General features: G+C 30.7%; 14 protein-coding genes. 3 read left to right on the top strand and 11 right to left on the bottom strand.

What is annotated here, in order from left to right:
• The first annotated feature begins 1 nt into the window (after window position 1).
• Window positions 2-550 (top strand): sulfite exporter TauE/SafE family protein, encoded by a 549-nt coding sequence (locus WY13_RS16090; RefSeq protein ID WP_242866531.1) that lies wholly within the window; start codon window positions 2-4, stop codon window positions 548-550.
• Window positions 551-614: 64 nt separating this feature from the next.
• On the opposite strand, the gene WY13_RS16085 is transcribed toward WY13_RS16090, so the two are convergent.
• The 4 genes from WY13_RS16085 to WY13_RS16070 form a co-directional block, all read right to left on the bottom strand.
• Window positions 615-1721 carry a LolA family protein gene (locus WY13_RS16085; protein ID WP_063556608.1) on the bottom strand — a complete coding sequence of 369 codons (1107 nt, stop codon included), beginning with the start codon at window positions 1719-1721 and terminating at the stop codon, window positions 615-617.
• A 26-nt stretch (window positions 1722-1747) separates the two neighbouring features.
• On the bottom strand, window positions 1748-3196 hold the full coding sequence (locus WY13_RS16080; RefSeq protein ID WP_063556607.1) for a HAMP domain-containing sensor histidine kinase: 1449 nt from the start codon (window positions 3194-3196) through the stop codon (window positions 1748-1750).
• A gap of 212 nt (window positions 3197-3408) precedes the next feature.
• Window positions 3409-3696, bottom strand: coding sequence for a ribosomal protein L7/L12 (locus tag WY13_RS16075; RefSeq protein ID WP_063556606.1), 288 nt, complete (start codon window positions 3694-3696; stop codon window positions 3409-3411).
• A gap of 15 nt (window positions 3697-3711) precedes the next feature.
• Window positions 3712-4422 carry a response regulator transcription factor gene (locus WY13_RS16070; protein WP_063556605.1) on the bottom strand — a complete coding sequence of 237 codons (711 nt, stop codon included), beginning with the start codon at window positions 4420-4422 and terminating at the stop codon, window positions 3712-3714.
• 57 nt (window positions 4423-4479) lie between these two features.
• Here WY13_RS16070 and WY13_RS22330 point away from each other — a divergent pair, with 57 nt between their 5' ends.
• Window positions 4480-4779: a transposase gene (locus WY13_RS22330; protein ID WP_431602469.1), complete on the top strand. Its 300-nt coding sequence runs from the start codon at window positions 4480-4482 to the stop codon at window positions 4777-4779.
• A gap of 270 nt (window positions 4780-5049) precedes the next feature.
• Here WY13_RS22330 and hcp read toward each other — a convergent pair whose 3' ends face one another.
• Complete coding sequence (gene hcp, locus WY13_RS16060; protein ID WP_063556603.1) at window positions 5050-6615, bottom strand: hydroxylamine reductase; 1566 nt, start codon at window positions 6613-6615, stop codon at window positions 5050-5052.
• Between the two features lie 107 nt (window positions 6616-6722).
• Between hcp and WY13_RS16055 the strand changes: the two genes are divergently transcribed.
• On the top strand, window positions 6723-7415 hold the full coding sequence (locus tag WY13_RS16055) for a Crp/Fnr family transcriptional regulator (protein ID WP_063556602.1): 693 nt from the start codon (window positions 6723-6725) through the stop codon (window positions 7413-7415).
• Window positions 7416-7467: 52 nt separating this feature from the next.
• Here WY13_RS16055 and WY13_RS16050 read toward each other — a convergent pair whose 3' ends face one another.
• From WY13_RS16050 to WY13_RS16025, 6 genes are all read right to left on the bottom strand, one after another.
• The gene (locus WY13_RS16050; protein ID WP_063556601.1) at window positions 7468-8115 is read right to left on the bottom strand and encodes a bifunctional 4-hydroxy-2-oxoglutarate aldolase/2-dehydro-3-deoxy-phosphogluconate aldolase; all 648 of its coding nucleotides are present in this window, start codon (window positions 8113-8115) and stop codon (window positions 7468-7470) included.
• Window positions 8116-8148: 33 nt separating this feature from the next.
• Complete coding sequence (locus tag WY13_RS16045; protein ID WP_063556600.1) at window positions 8149-9636, bottom strand: UxaA family hydrolase; 1488 nt, start codon at window positions 9634-9636, stop codon at window positions 8149-8151.
• A 163-nt stretch (window positions 9637-9799) separates the two neighbouring features.
• Window positions 9800-11248, bottom strand: coding sequence for a tagaturonate reductase (locus WY13_RS16040; RefSeq protein ID WP_063556599.1), 1449 nt, complete (start codon window positions 11246-11248; stop codon window positions 9800-9802).
• Window positions 11249-11599: 351 nt separating this feature from the next.
• The gene (locus WY13_RS16035) at window positions 11600-12619 is read right to left on the bottom strand and encodes a LacI family DNA-binding transcriptional regulator (protein ID WP_063556598.1); all 1020 of its coding nucleotides are present in this window, start codon (window positions 12617-12619) and stop codon (window positions 11600-11602) included.
• A 121-nt stretch (window positions 12620-12740) separates the two neighbouring features.
• Complete coding sequence (locus tag WY13_RS16030) at window positions 12741-14462, bottom strand: methyl-accepting chemotaxis protein (RefSeq protein WP_063556597.1); 1722 nt, start codon at window positions 14460-14462, stop codon at window positions 12741-12743.
• A 202-nt stretch (window positions 14463-14664) separates the two neighbouring features.
• Window positions 14665-16056, bottom strand: coding sequence for a glycoside-pentoside-hexuronide (GPH):cation symporter (locus WY13_RS16025; RefSeq protein ID WP_063556596.1), 1392 nt, complete (start codon window positions 16054-16056; stop codon window positions 14665-14667).
• Window positions 16057-16066: the final 10 nt, after the last annotated feature.

Raw genomic sequence — 16066 nt, 5'->3', positions numbered from 1 at the left:
AGTGGGACTTGCCGTAGGAATTTTCGGAGCTATTGGTTCTTGGACTAGCTCTAATTTCTCTGCAATTATACCTGCTAGTGAATTAAAATGGATGACTTCAGGGATGTTATATTTGTCAGCCTTAATTTTATGGATTCGTATGTTTATTATAGAAAAAAGACATTCTTCTCAGGATAATAATTCTTTACCTAATGGCATGAGTTTTTGGATACGTGCCTGTGGAATAGGACTTGTTACAGGTGCCATTTCAGGTTTGTTTGGCATAGGGTCTGCTTGTTTTATTCAAATCGGATTGATGTTTATTCTAGGTATGTCAGTACGTCAATCTGTAGGAACTACTATGATGGTAATTATACCTATTGCTTTAGCTGGAGGAGCTGGATATTATCACTTAGGATATTTAGACATACATCTTCTTATTGAAGTAGTTGTAGGTACAATAACAGGTTCCTATATAGGTGCTAAATTTACAAAAAGAGTACCTATACCAATATTAAAAGTTGCAATGCTTTTAGTTCCTATTACAGCCGCCACATTACTTATAATTTAAATTTTTTACAAGTCATCAAAATAGAGACAAGGGGTATAATTTATCCCTTGTCTCTGTTTATTTTTTACTTGGAATGCTCCAAGCTCTCTACTATTTTCTTTGCCTGTTCCATATTCATTGAAGGATCTTGCACGAGCATATCATAATTAAAGCCATCTTCACTCCATGCTATACTTTTTACGTTATCCTCCATAGAAGTTCCTTTTTTACCTCTTATAGTAATATCTTTTTCTCCATCAAGTTTTAAATTATCTTTATTAGAAGGTATTTTGTTATCATTAAAAATGATAGTTGTAAGAACTAAGGCTTCTGCTCCATTTTTTTCATAGGTCTGATTTATCTCTTTGTGCTTAACTGCCTTCGCATCCAAGTAGGTAATACTTTTCAATTTATATCCGGACTTTTCATTTAAAGTTAATATAGGTTTTCCTGCTATCTTTTTTGCTTGCTTCATATCTATTTTATTTTGATTAACTTTTTCATCAATCTGTTCTATCTTAACATCAGAAGGTAACTTTTGGGTAAATAAGCTATTATCAAACTTAGGTGAAAAATCAAGCTTTGTATACTCCATACTTGATTTAGTATTAGCATTTTCCGACGTATTTTTTACTAAGAACCAATTGTCCTTATCTATCCAAAAGTTAACTTCTCCTATTAAACTCTTTTCCTGTTTTGGTTTAGCAAATATGTGATAAGTTTTAAATCCATTTACAGCTTCCTCACCTTTATAAATTAAAGTATGAGTTTTTGATATTGCATTAAGTTCCCTCATAAGTTGAGATTTATAATCAACACTGTTTTCAGTCAAATCGCCATCTACTTTCATAGTCATTGCCTTTTTTTCTTTTTCCATATATATGAGCATTTTGCCTCCATCACTTGTAGATATCACTTTACCTGATTCGTTGTCAACTTCTATACGCCTTCTTATTTTATTATTTGAATTATCTGTCCATTCCTTTATAGTACCATTCATAACCGCCTTGCCATTTTCATAATTTTCCATCTTTGCCTCTCCATAATAGGATTTAGGCTTTTCATAGGCAGTCATAGCCTTACTTATAACATCTCCTGGTATTATAGTATCCTTTTTTAGACCATCACATCCACTAAATATACCTGCCGTTAATATCCCCATAGTCAATATTGCCATAATTTTCCTTTTCATAATAAATTTCTCCCTCCAATATCTATTTAATTTTTAATCATAGGTATAGCACATATAAAAACAGTACTGCTTTCTTCTGAAAATACTTTTACTTCACCACCATGTTTTTGTATTACAAGTTGTACAATACTTAATCCAAGTCCTACACCTTTCCACATATTTTTACTTCTGGAATCATCACTTTGATAAAATGGCATAAATACTTTTTCCTTTTCCTTATCTTTAATTCCACTTCCTTCATTTTTGATTAAAATCAAGAGGCTTCTTTCTCTCCAGCTTCTTATCTCATTTTGGGAATTAATTTCAAGCCAATTAGGAAGTTCTTCATCAGGTGAAAATGCTCCCATGTATATGGCTCCTCCTTCTTTTGTATATCTAAGTGCGTTTGCCATTAAGTTATCTATTACCCTTGTCATTTGCCTCACATCTACATTGTACTTCCCATTTACTTCTATATTTGAAGTAAGTTTTATTTTCTTTTTTTCACAAGGCTTGTCATATCCTGAAAAAAGCATTTCAAATAACTCTGATCCTTCAAGTTCCACAAATTTCATTTTATAATCTGTTGTAAGAAGGTTGTACATCATTAGATCATCTATCATATTTTTCATATAATCACTTTTGTGAAGTATAATAGAAACCTTATTTTTTAAATCTTCCATACCTAGGTCTTCTTCACATTCCATTGACTCTGCATAAGCTCTTATGGCAGTAAGCGGCGTCTTTAAATCATGCGATATTGCAGATATCATGTACTCCTTAGATTTTTGCTGAAGCTCTATAGTTTTTCTTTTTTCTTCAATATCATTTTTCATATTATTAAAGTGGTTTATAAGCTCTCCTATTTCATCACCACATTTGTAATTTAAATTAACTTCATCCCCAACAGCAAACTTATTCATGCCTTCTATTAAAAGTTTAATAGGCTTATTAAATTTTTTATTTAAGAGAATTACTACTAATGTGAATACAGCTAAAACCATAAATATAAAACATAAAATAACTAAAACAGTTCTATAATTTACAGCTTGAATAAAGTCGTCTCTTGTCATAACTATTTTATAAAAGCCAACTAATTTACTATCTTTAAATACAGGCATTTTCAGAGTATTAGCTTTAGTTCCTGTTTGTATTTTATATAGGTCAGAATAAATCTCACTTTTGTCAATATAGCCTAACATGTTATCATCTGATGAATATATCTGCTGACCTACTGCATTGTATACTTCTATCGCAACAGAACTCTTATCTTCATCCATCACAAATTTTTTATTTGTTAAAGAGCTGCCATCATATATATTAGGATCATCAAGCACTTTCTCGTATGCCTTAAATTTGCTCATGGTAGATATATAATTCATAACCTGTGTATTTTTGTTGTAACTATTTATAATTACAAACAAGATTAAAGCTAAAATTATAGGTGTCAGCATAACTGCTAAATGAGATAATATAAGCCACTTTTTTAATTTCATATCTTTCTCCTAACCTGTACAATATCATTATACAAATACTTTTCATTTCTTTATAAAACTTAATAATTTCTTTATAATTAAGAAAAAAGCTATATCACCCTGCAAAAATACACATTTTGATACAACTTTTCTATATTTTATTAAAAATTAGTTAGTAAATTCATAAAGCCATTAATGTTTTGCTTTAGCAAAACGAGTCTTGAAAAATTTAATTAGCCATTTTTATTTAGTTCTTCTTTTAAAGTATCGATATATTCCTTAGCTTCAACTAGCCCACACCCAGTAGACTCTCTATATAATTTGATTGCCTTAATTCTTTCATTCTCCAAAATAAGTTTTTTTAATTCATCTGTTAATGTATCAAATGCTCCTATTTTTCTAGCAATCCTATTCAAAGTTGCATTCATTCTTGCATTATCATTTCGTATTTGGCTTATATCTGTCACTATCCATATTAGAAATCCTGCTGTCGCAAGCATCAGAACAATTTTATAATCCATAATTTTACTCCTTATTTAACCTATATTCCTTTCTCCTATAAACTTATAGCCTACTCCCCATACAGTTTTTATAAAAGTAGGATTTTTACTACTGTCTCCTATTTTTTCTCTAAGTTCTTTTATGTGTACAGTTACAGTATTGTTTCCTTCAACATCCATACTCTCCCATATGTGATGATATAATTCTTCTTTTGAAAATACTTTGTTTGGATTTTGTGCCATAAGACTTAAAAGTTCAAATTCTTTTATAGTCATTTGAATTTCTTTTTCATTCACAGTAACCTTTTTTTCCTCAGGTATTATAATAAGTCCATTTTTAAATTTTAATATTCCATTTATGGCAGACTCTCTATCTACCTTTTTATACCTTCTTAAATGCGCTTCAATTCTTGCAGAAACTTCAATCAAACTAAAAGGTTTTGTTATATAATCATCTGCTCCAAGCTTTAATCCTTTCACTTTATCCATTTCCGTCTGCTTTGCACTTATTATCATTACTGGTATATCTTCATTTATCCATCTTATATTCTTGCAAAGAGTGAAGCCATCCATTTCAGGCAGCATTATATCTATCATTACAAGTGCAAATTCATATGTTTTAAAATCCTCTAATCCCTCTTTGCCACTTGATGCCCAATTAACTTCATATCCTTCTTTTTCAAGATGTTCCTTTAATATGTTTGCAATTGCCTCATCATCTTCAACTATCAGTAACCTTTGACCCATCAATAAAACCTCCATATCTAACTTCTAAAATTATAACATGAATTTTCCATATTTACATTGTATATATATTTTCTTTACGAAGAAGTAAAATCACATTTGGAATATTTAATGAAAATTAATCCTGGCAAAAAGGTTGTTGTATTCCTTGATAATGCTAAAAATCATACTAGTTTCCTAATTCAAACTTCTTACCAAAAGGTTAAGGAAAAACTTAAGCTTATTTACCTTCCCCGATATTCACCATATATGAATACTCAGAAGAATATATGGAATTATCTTAAAGCTAGATTGTTTAAACCTTCTTCTAGAAGTTGTATTGAAGAGTTAACTTTTAAATTGAAAACCCTATATGTGTAAGTTTTCTAACTTAAAAATCAACTTATACATAGAAATATTTTTACAATAAATAAGCACATTTAAATATTTTGTATATAAGTCTTAGTGGAAAATTTATAAAAAAGCTTAGGACTTTTGAATTGTCTGAGGTACGAGTTTTCAAAAGTCCTTAGGTTTTTATAAATTTTCTGCTTAGACTTATCAAAATATTTAACGTGCTTGTGTTTGTAAAAAATATTCGGAGCATAAGTTGATTTTTTGCTTAGGAACTCTCTCTATAGATATTCTATCTTATTTCAATATAGCTTTTAAATCATCCTCCACTGTCGTAGTGGGCTTTATGCTGAATTTATCAACTAAAACATTCAACACATTTGATGAGAAAAATGCTGGAATAGAAGGTCCTACATAAATGTTTTTTATTCCAAGAGACAATAAAGTAAGCAATATACATACAGCTTTTTGTTCGTACCATGACAGTACTAGTGTAAGCGGTAAATCATTTACTCCACATTTAAATACATTTGCAAGTGCTAAAGCAATCTGTATAGCGGAATAAGCATCATTACACTGACCAACATCAATAATACGTGGAATACCTTGAATATCTCCTAAATCTAAATCATTAAAACGATATTTTCCACAGGCAAGAGTTAATATAAGGCTGTCCTTTGGTGCTTTCTTTACAAACTCGGTATAATAGTTTCTGCCAGACTTTGCTCCATCACAGCCTCCTACCAGGAATATGTGCTTGATTCCTCCATTTTTAATTGTCTCTACTATTTTATCTGCTACTCCAAGCACTGCATCATGAGCAAATCCAGTTGTAAGTACACTTCCACCATTTATACCTGTAAAATTTTTATCTTCAGTATATCCACCAAGTTCAAGTGCTTTATTTATAATTTCACTAAAATCTTTTCTTCCATTTCCATCTGCCTTAACATGTTTAAGTCCAGGAAATCCTACAACATCTGTAGTAAATATTCTATCTGAATAATTTTCACTTGGAGGTACAAGACAATTAGTTGTAAATAATATAGGTGCAGGAATATTGTCAAATTCCTTTCTCTGATTCTGCCATGCAGTACCAAAGTTCCCCTTCAAGTGTTTATATTTTTTAAGCTCGGGATACCCATGTGCAGGGAGCATTTCTCCATGAGTATATATATTTATCCCTTTTCCTTCTGTCTGTTCAAGGAGCATCTTTAAATCATATAAGTCATGACCTGTAATAACTATAAATGGACCTTTTTCAACATTTGTAGTTACTTTTACAGGAGCTGGTTGTCCATAAGCAGATGTATTAGCTTCATCTAATAATGCCATACACTTTAAGTTGACACCACCAAATTCCATTAGAATGTTTAGCCACTCTTCTACTGAATGCGTTCCCCCAACCGCTCTCATACCTTTATAGAACCAATCCATAACTTCTTCGTCTTTTTTACCAAGCTTACAGGCATGATATGCATATGCTGCCATACCACGAATTCCAAAAAGAAGTGTAGAGCGAAGGGATACAATATCAGTATCTCCATCCCAAAGTCCATCAAAATGGAATTTACTGTCATTTTGAAATTTTTCACTTTGTACTTCTACTGCATTTATAATTTCATCAATCCTTGATACATCAAAATTTACATTAGTAACAGTTGAAAACAAACCTTCCATCATAACTTCATCTACAGCTTTATCTCTATTTTTTCCTTCAGCAGCATAGGCAAGTTCTACAAGTTTGCATGTAAGCTTATCCTGTTTATTTGCAACATCAGGCTGCTTTCCACATGCCCCTACTTTTGTACACCCACTTCCACAAGCAGTTTGTTCACATTGAAAACAAAACATATTATCCATATTTACACCCCATAACCTTATTATTTTTTAATTGCTTTTATGAGATGAGTATAATATAATAATGGTAATAAATCGGTATCCTCTGTTACCAAATTAAAGGTGATTAAATGTTTGAAAAATATGTGGATATATTATCAAAAATTAGCTTATTTCAAGATATTACTAAAGAAGATATTACTGTCATGCTAAATTGCATTAAACCTAAAATCAGTCAATTCAAGAAAAATGATTTGATTGCTATAAGTGGAGATGAATTTAAAAGCGTTGGAATTGTAATAGCTGGAAAAGCTGTTGTAGTAAAGGAAAATGCTGCAGGAAACAGAATGTTTATGACAAATTTGAATCCAGGAGACATGTTTGGTGAAATGGCCGTTTTTTCAGGAAAATCTGTACTTCCTGCTACCGTTGAAGCCCAAGATAAGTGTACAGTTTTATTTTTACCTGGTGAAAAAATTATAGGTGAATGTAAAAATATGTGCTCATGGCACCGCACTCTCATTCGCAATATGTTTAAAATTATATCCAATAGGGCACTAGTACTAAACAAACATGTAGAGTATTTAAATATCAAGAACTTGAGGGGTAAAATAAGTACCTTTTTAATAGAACAATATAAAAAATCAGGGAAAAGTACTTTCAAACTTCCCTTGAAGCGAAATGAACTAGCTGAATTTTTAAATGTTTCAAGACCTTCCCTTTCGCGGGAAATGTGTAATATGAGAGATGAGGGACTTATTGATTTTAACAGATCATCTTTTCATATTAAGGATATTGAAGGATTAAAAAATATGTCAGAGTAAAAATGAAAGAGACAGATTACAAGTATCTGTCTCTTTTTAAGCTTCCCCTTAACTATTGATTTCTAGCTTCTCTTACTTTTTCCACAAAAAGTTTTGCAGTTTTTGTAACTTCATCATAATTACCTGTTTTTGCACCACCTGTCAGCTTTCCTCCTACACCTACTGCAATACAACCATTTTTTATCCAATCACCTACATTTTCTAAATTAACACCACCTGTTGGCATAATAGGTACTTGAGGAAGAGGTGCCTTTATGTCTTTTACTATTTTAGGACCAAATGCACTTCCTGGAAATAATTTAATAACATCTGTTCCTGCTTCCAATGCCCTTATCATTTCAGTAATAGTCATGCATCCTGCCATGTATGGAACTTGATATCTGTTGCACAACTTAACAGTTTCCAGGTCAAAACCAGGACTTACTATATATTTTGCACCAGCAAGTATTGCAACTCTAGCTGTTTCACTATCAAGCACTGTCCCTGCCCCTACTATAAGTTCGTCTTCTGAAAATTTTTCTTTTAATGATGTTATTACCTTATCTGCTCCAGGAACAGTAAACGTAACTTCAATTGCAGGTATACCACCTTCTATGCATGCTTTTGAAATTTTTTCTGCTGTTTCAGAATTTTCAGCTCTAACTACTGCAACAACTCCAACTTCAGTAATTTTTCTTAAAGTTTCTATTTTTTCTATCATTTAAAAATCCTCCTCATCCTATTAAATTTTTTATTACAGGGTAACCCCTCTTTTAAATATAGCTATTTCCTTAAAATTATTTTTTTCGTTGTTTACAAGTTCACCGTTTGCCACTTTAATTACATATTGAATAAATTCATCTAATAAACTGTCCATAGATTTATCTTCTACTAAGGCTCCTGCGTTAAAATCAATCCAATGAGGTTTTAATTTATATAACTGAGAGTTAGTCGATATCTTCATAGTAGGAACAAAACTTCCAAAGGGAGTTCCCCTGCCTGTTGTAAATAAAACAATCTGACATCCTGAGGATGCCAGTGCAGATGCTGCAACTAAATCATTTCCAGGAGCACTTAAAAGATTTAATCCTTTTTCTCTTAATTTTTCTCCATACTCAAGCACGTCCACTACCGTTTCTATTCCTGCCTTTTGTGTACAGCCTAGTGACTTATCCTCAAGAGTAGTTATCCCTCCTGCTTTATTTCCAGGTGAAGGGTTTTCGTATATAGGCTGATCATACTTCATGAAGTATTCTTTAAAATCATTTATCAAATGAACAGTTTTATCAAATACTTTTCTATTTTTAGCTCTATTCATAAGTAGTGTTTCTGCTCCAAACATTTCTGGAACTTCTGTCAAAATGGTTGTTCCGCCTTGTGCAATCAGCCAATCTGAAAATTTACCTAGAAGTGGATTTGCAGTTATCCCAGAAAATCCATCAGAGCCTCCACATTTAAGTCCAATTTTAAGTTCAGATAAAGGCACATCTTCCCTCTTGTCGTTTTTCATATTTTTATAAAGTTCTTTTAGCAGCTTTACCCCCTCTCCTATTTCATCTGAAACTTCTTGAGCTACTAAGAACTTTACTCTTTTTTTGTCATAATCACCTAATATCTCTTTAAATTCAGACATTTTATTATTTTCACAGCCAAGGCCCATTACAAGTACTCCACCAGCATTGGGATGTTTAACGACATCAGCTAGTATCGTTCTTGTACTAGCATGATCCTCTCCAAGCTGGGAGCATCCATAATTGTGCTTTAATACTAAAGTATTGTCTATATATAATGGGCCAACTTCAGCTTTAAATTTTTCTACAACTTTATCTGCTATACCATTGATACAGCCTACTGTAGGTACTATCCACAGCTCATTTCTTATACCTACATCTCCATTTTCTCTTCTATATCCCTTAAAAGTTAAATTCTTATTTTTAAACACATTTTTTATTAACTTTTGACTAAAATTATAATTTTTTATACCTTCCAAATTAGTTTTAGCATTGTGTGTATGAATCCACTGTCCTTCTAAAACATCACAAGTTACATGTCCTATTGGGAAACCATATTTAATTATATTCTCTTTGCTATTAATATTTTTTACAGCTATTTTATGGCCTCTTTTAACATCTTCTTTAAGACAAATACTTTCATTTTCTACTTTTACAATGTCATCTTTTTTTAAGTTTCTTAATGCCACAGCTACATTATCATTTTTATTTATTTTAATAACATCTTTCATGTAAATATCTCTCACTTTCATCTAAACATGTCTTTTATATTATTCTAAGTAAGAAGTTGACACATACAGGTGGATATACTATTAAATCTCACTACCATAAGAACTTTTAAAAGAGTTCAAAGTCCAAATAATGATAGTTTCTTTAATACCTTAGTAAATTTTATTACATAACCTCTTTTACAGCCTCTTTCATACCCAATCTCTCAATTTTTATCAAATATTCAGTTACTTTATCTGTTAAGCCCTTTATTTTATTTAGATCCATTTCCCAATTCTTTTCATATGCCAAAACAGAAGTAACTATCTTTCTAAGTCCTTTCTCCGTTCCATCATAACTTTCCCATAAAGATCTGTATAAATCTAAGATATCTTCACTGTCAGCTAGCTCTATATCTTCTTCTCCTCTTTTGCCCTTATAGAATTCTATTAATGATGCAAGAGAGAAACATAATTTTTTAGGAAGTTCTCCTTTTCTATTTAAATATTCCAATAGTGAAGGCAAATCCCTAGTTTCAAATTTTGACATAGAATTTAATGCTATACTCATGAGATAATGTTTTACAAATGGATTCGCAAATCTATCAAGTACTGCACCTGCAAAATATTTTAATTCATCTTCTGGTAAATCCAGTGTAGGTATTATTTCATCATTTATAGTTTCCCTAACATACTTTCCAATAACTTCATCTTCAACTGCCTGTCCCACAGTATCTAATCCATAAAGATATGCAACCGGTACTAAAGATGTATGAGCTCCATTTAATATTCTAACTTTTCTTGTCCTATAAGGAGTCATATCTTCAACAAACTTTACGTTTAATCCAGCTTTTTCAGTTGGAAGTTCATTTTTTATCCACTGTGGTCCTTCAATTACCCATAAATAAAATTGTTCGCTTACATCTACAAGGCTATCTTCATATCCTAATTCTTCAGTTATTTCTTTAATTGTATCTTTTGGATATCCAGGAACTATTCTATCTACCAAACTGCAGCAAAATACATTGGAATCCTCTAACCAATTTACAAAGTCTTGTTCCAACTTCCACATTTCTGTGTACTTAAGTATTATTTCTTTTAGTTTCTCACCATTTCTATCTATGAGTTCGCAAGGAATTATTATTAATCCCTTATCCTTCTCTCCCTTGAATGTTTGAAATCTGTGATACAAAAATGCTGTTAATTTTCCAGGATAACTATTTTGTGATCTGCCTTCTAACTTATCGTTTTCATCAAATGCAATTCCAGCTTCAGTAGTATTGGAAACTATAAATCTTAATTCAGGCTGCTCTGCAACTTTTAAGAATTCTTCATAATGTACATATGGATTGACAGCTCTACTTATACTATTTATGACAGAATGTTCTCTAACGGATTTTCCATCTTTTATTCCTTGAAGATATAAATTAAATAAACAATCTTGGGCATTTAGTTTATCAGCTTTTCCATCTTTAGTAGGCTGAACTACTACTGCACTTCCATTAAAATCTGCTTCTTTATTCATTTTATCAATTTGCCAGTCAACAAATGCCCTTAAAAAATTACCTCCCCCAAATTGCAAAACTTTTTCTGGATATTTCTTATAATTTTTAAAAGTTTCCTTATTTAATTTCATAATCTATCCTCCCAATTGTTTTGTTAACGTGTGCACAACAAACTAAACCTAAACTTAATTTCTGTATAAATTTCATATATTTTTACGACTATTTCTTTCTATACTATTATACTGCCTTTTGCACACGTTAACAATATTTTTAAATTATTTTTTGTAAATTTTATATTAAATTGTTTTCTCTGAGTCTGCTATTAAAATAAAATACATTTACTTTCTTCTGTTATGGGCATGACACGGCATTGCATTCCATACATTATTTTTTGAAGCTGAGTCATTCCCATCTAAAGTTGGCAGATTTCAAAATATAATAAGTTTAAACTAAAAAACATAATTATCCAATATCAATCAAACTTATTTTATATCATAATTTTTATTTAAGTTTAGAACAGAATCTCTTGCTATAAACTCTGTTTTAATATAAATTTTTTCACCTTTGTAGTTTTCTTTATTCATTATCTCAATTAATTTTTTTCCTCCAGCTATACTTATCTCTCCTATAGGTCTCTTTACAGTAGTAAGTGCCGGGGTAGTATATTCTGAAACTGCTATGTCGTCAAAACCTACTATTGAAATATCTTTGGGAACTTGAAGTCCACTGTCAAATACAGCTTTTATAGCACCTACGGCCATATCATCATTAGAGCAAACTACTGCTGTAGGAGATTTTGATAAATTAATAAGTTCCCTCATGGCATTATATCCGCTTTTCATACTATAATTTCCTTTAATAATATATTCACTATGGACTGGTACGTTATATTGAATTAAAGCCTCCATAAATCCATCTTTTCTTCTTTTAGTAGATTTAAATTCTTCTTTTCCTTCTATTATAGCTATATCTTTATGTCCATTTTTTATCAAATGTTCTGCAGCCTTAAAGGTACCTTCTTTATCATCAGATATAATGTTTATTAAAGATTTTTCATCTAATTCTCTATCCAAGACAACTAATGGAATTCCTTTCTCCACAACATGATAAATAAAAGGATTGTCATTATCACTTTGACTCATTAAAATAATTCCATCAAATCTTTTATCATTAATATTTGTAAAATCCTTATAATCATCAATACCTCTTATAACTAAATTATATTTTTCTTCTATAGTGCTATTAACTCCTGTTACAGTATCAAAGAAAAAACCTGGAGATGTACCCTTACTTATGCTAGAAAAAAACAAACCTATAGTATAAGATTTATCCAATACTAAACTTTTTGCACTATAATTTGGAACGTAATTCAATCTATCAGCTATAGCTTTTATCTTTATTTTAGTTTCTTCGTTTATTAAAGGGCTATTGTTAAGTGCTCTTGATACTGTTGTATGTGATACATTTGCCAATTTTGCTATATCCTTTATTGTTATGCTCATTATGTCCACCTTTCTTATATAAACCTATATTTCTTCTTTTGATAATATCACACTTTTTACAAGTTCACTATATTTTATATTTTAAAATTCAATTTAAAGTTATTAGCCCTTTAGTCACTATTTAGACCACAAATTTCTCAACTTGCTTTAAAATTCTTTTCATTGTACCCTTTAACAATTGCGCTGACTTTGCTACATCTTGTGATGACTCATTCATATTTTCAGCAGATGATGAAATTTCCTGGGAAGACGCTGAATTCTCTTCTGCCACAGAAGATAATTCCTCCACATTTGATATTATCTCATCTTTTCTCTTATTAATTAGAATTATTGAATTGTTCACTTCTTCAACCTGCGGTAATATATTATCCATAGCATTTACTATATCTTTAAATGAAATAATAGTAGTCTTTACTACACTAACTTGATTTTCAAGTTTCTCATTTGCATCCTTTGTTGTCTTTGTAACTACGTTCGTTTCTTCATTTATAATGCCAATCAAATCATTTATATCTTTTGATGACCTTTTAGACTGTTCTGCTAGTTTTCTGATTTCGTCTGCTACAACAGAAAATCCCTTCCCGGATTCCCCTGCTCTAGCTGCTTCAATTGCCGCATTTAAAGCAAGTAAATCAGTCTGATCTGCTATATCATTTATAAGATTCGTTATTTCTGTAATTTTTTTAATACTAACAGCTAAATCATCAACCTTTTTTCTTGATTCATCATAAGATGATGAAATTTGATTTATAGAAGTACCTAAATCATTCAATTTTGCATTATTTTTCCTTGTTTTTTTATTGATAACTTTAGTACTTTCATCCATTTTGTTTATAGAATGAGCTATTTTATTTATTTCTTCTCCAAAAGAATTTAAATTAGAACTTATAGACACAAGTTTTTCAGCTTGATGTGAAGACCCTTGAGCTACATCTGAAATAGAATTTGAAACTTTCCCTATATAAGAATTCATTTTTTCAGATAATCCTGTAAGTGACTCAGACTGTTTCATAACATCCATAGAATCATTTTTAATTATAGAAATAATATTTGAAATGGAATTAACAGTTTTATTCAAAGCCCTATTCATTGTCCCAAATTCATTTGTAAGCTGAGAATTAAATTTTATTTTAAAATTACCGCCCGATAGTATTTTTAGTTTATCTGTAAATTCATCTATTGAATTTTTTATTATACTGATTATTACCACTGATAGCACTGTTAAAATTAAAATTGATATTATAAATATAGTAATAAACAATATCATATTGTTGTGATATAAACTTTTTGAATTCTGGCTTTGTTCATTGGCAGCTTGTTTTTGATATTCAACAAGCTTGACATTTTTTTTAGCAAGATCATTACCATAATTCCCCATTGCCACATTAGTTATTGCCTTATCTGGAACAATATTTTGTTTTCTTTGTTCTATTATATTTGGTATAAATGAATAATAATGCTCATACGCATTTTTCATTTGACTTACAAGTTCAGCTTCTTTTTTATCGTTCTTTGATATGTTTTCATTTCTAGATATTATGGTAGTTATATCCTTATTTAATTTTAGCATTGTCTTTTCATTTTCTTCATCAAAAGGTCTGTCAAGTATCTTGGTTAAAGTATTTCTCAAAACTCCCATATCTCCATTTACATCTTCCCAATCCTTTAATTTAGGAATAACATTGCTGTTTACATTATCAATTGTATTATACATTTTAGATGTATTTACATAACCTACTACTCCAATTATAATTGTTGCTAATAAAGATATAACCCACATTATTATTACACTTTGTGTAATTTTTATATTTTGTAGTTTATTTAACTTTGCTCTTTTGATCATACATTTTCCTCCCAAAAATATATGTTAAAAATAGTAATTAGTCTATTAAAGAAGAAGGACTGTACATAATGATTTCAAAAATCGCTAATGCAGCAGCCCTAATAAATGCTTGTATTACCTAAAGTGTATTTAACCCTAGAGAAACTGGTTACACAATCACTTTACTATATTAATTTTAATAATTTGTAAAATTCAGTACATCCTATTTTACAGTTACATCATATCTTCCATTATGAAGGTCATCTACTATTGCCCTGTATTTTTCGTCTGTCAATTTGTACAAGAATCCGATTACAATAGCTGCTACAGCTAATGCACAAGCTGGGTACAATGCCATTACTGCTTTCATTCCAAGTATAGTCTTTGCAGTTTGATGCGCATTTGCTACATATCCTGTCATTTGTAAAGCTCCTAAAGTAACATATGCTGCTATCGATTGAGCTATTTTTCTTGAAAAATTAAATGCAGCATAAGTTATACCTTCTTTTCTTTGTCCTGTATGCCATTCACCATAATCAATGGCATCTGAAACAAAAGCCCATGTAACACCATTTGGAATAGCTAAAGCTACATATCCAACAGTTACAAGTATTGTAAATACAACTGGATTAGGTGGTGCTATAAAATTTAGTCCATCAGCAACAATACCAACAATAAAGCCTATCATAGCTGTTTTCTTTTTACCAAATTTTTGAACCATCTTGGGAATAGCTGCAATACCTATAACAGAACATCCAATCATTATAGAATTTATAACAGGCTGAAGTTTTACGTTACCAAGTGCATATTGACAATAATATATCATCATCTGGTTATTTGCATTCATTGAAGATATAGTAAATAATGTCATGAGAATTAAACATAATAGTGGTTTATTTGTAAATACTACTTTAAAACATTCTTTTACACCTATCTTTTCCTTTGTTTTAGCTTGAGGTTTTACATGTTCTCTAGTATTTCTAAAGCATATATAAAATGAGCCTATACCTATAATTGCCATAATAGCAGCAGCTATAGGATATCCAATCCTAGGATTTGTAAAATGTATTAGTATAGGTACAAATGCTACACCAGTTATAAGCTGTGCTCCCAGTGAACCTGCTTGTCTAAACGTTGCCAACTGACTTCTTTCTTCAACATCCTGAGTCATAACAGATGCCAGCGAACCATAAGGATCATTTGTAAATGAATAAACAAGTCCCCATATCATATAAGCAGCATAAGCATATATAAGCTTTTCTGTTACTGAACCAAAATGAGGCATAATAAATGTTATTACTGTGAGTATACCTAATATAATAGCTGAAATCATCATTACAGGTCTGAATTTTCCATACTTTCCAGGCTTCTTAGCATCTACTGCTGAACCAGCTATAGGATCCATAAATGCATCAAATATTTTTGTATATACAAATATATTTTTTGCCATTGCTGCTGGTATGCCACAAGCATCTGTGAAAAATTTAGAAAGGTATGCTTGACCTAAGTCAAACATAAATCCATTACCAAAATCACCAAAACCATAAGATATCTTTTCTTTTAAGGTTAACTTTTTATCTCCAGATGGTGGATTTTTACATTTATCTTTTTCCATATTAATTAAC

The organism is Clostridium ljungdahlii (assembly GCF_001636845.1).
GTDB lineage: Bacteria > Bacillota > Clostridia > Clostridiales > Clostridiaceae > Clostridium_B > Clostridium_B ljungdahlii_A.
The sequence above is the reverse complement of the archived record's forward strand: the minus strand, read 5'-3'. Positions and strand labels throughout refer to the sequence as shown.

Bases quoted from the DNA above. Each gene is read 5' to 3' on its own strand.
- WY13_RS16040 (WP_063556599.1), bottom strand. From the start codon at position 11,248: ATGAAATTAAATAAGGAAACTTTTAAAAATTATAAGAAATATCCAGAA.
- hcp (WP_063556603.1), bottom strand. From the start codon at position 6,615: ATGGATAATATGTTTTGTTTTCAATGTGAACAAACTGCTTGTGGAAGT.
- WY13_RS16050 (WP_063556601.1), bottom strand. From the start codon at position 8,115: ATGATAGAAAAAATAGAAACTTTAAGAAAAATTACTGAAGTTGGAGTT.
- WY13_RS16045 (WP_063556600.1), bottom strand. From the start codon at position 9,636: ATGAAAGATGTTATTAAAATAAATAAAAATGATAATGTAGCTGTGGCA.
- WY13_RS16075 (WP_063556606.1), bottom strand. From the start codon at position 3,696: ATGGATTATAAAATTGTTCTGATGCTTGCGACAGCAGGATTTCTAATA.
- WY13_RS16035 (WP_063556598.1), bottom strand. From the start codon at position 12,619: ATGAGCATAACAATAAAGGATATAGCAAAATTGGCAAATGTATCACAT.
- WY13_RS16055 (WP_063556602.1), top strand. From the start codon at position 6,723: ATGTTTGAAAAATATGTGGATATATTATCAAAAATTAGCTTATTTCAA.
- WY13_RS16085 (WP_063556608.1), bottom strand. From the start codon at position 1,721: ATGAAAAGGAAAATTATGGCAATATTGACTATGGGGATATTAACGGCA.
- WY13_RS16025 (WP_063556596.1), bottom strand. From the start codon at position 16,056: ATGGAAAAAGATAAATGTAAAAATCCACCATCTGGAGATAAAAAGTTA.
- WY13_RS16070 (WP_063556605.1), bottom strand. From the start codon at position 4,422: ATGGGTCAAAGGTTACTGATAGTTGAAGATGATGAGGCAATTGCAAAC.
- WY13_RS16080 (WP_063556607.1), bottom strand. From the start codon at position 3,196: ATGAAATTAAAAAAGTGGCTTATATTATCTCATTTAGCAGTTATGCTG.
- WY13_RS16030 (WP_063556597.1), bottom strand. From the start codon at position 14,462: ATGATCAAAAGAGCAAAGTTAAATAAACTACAAAATATAAAAATTACA.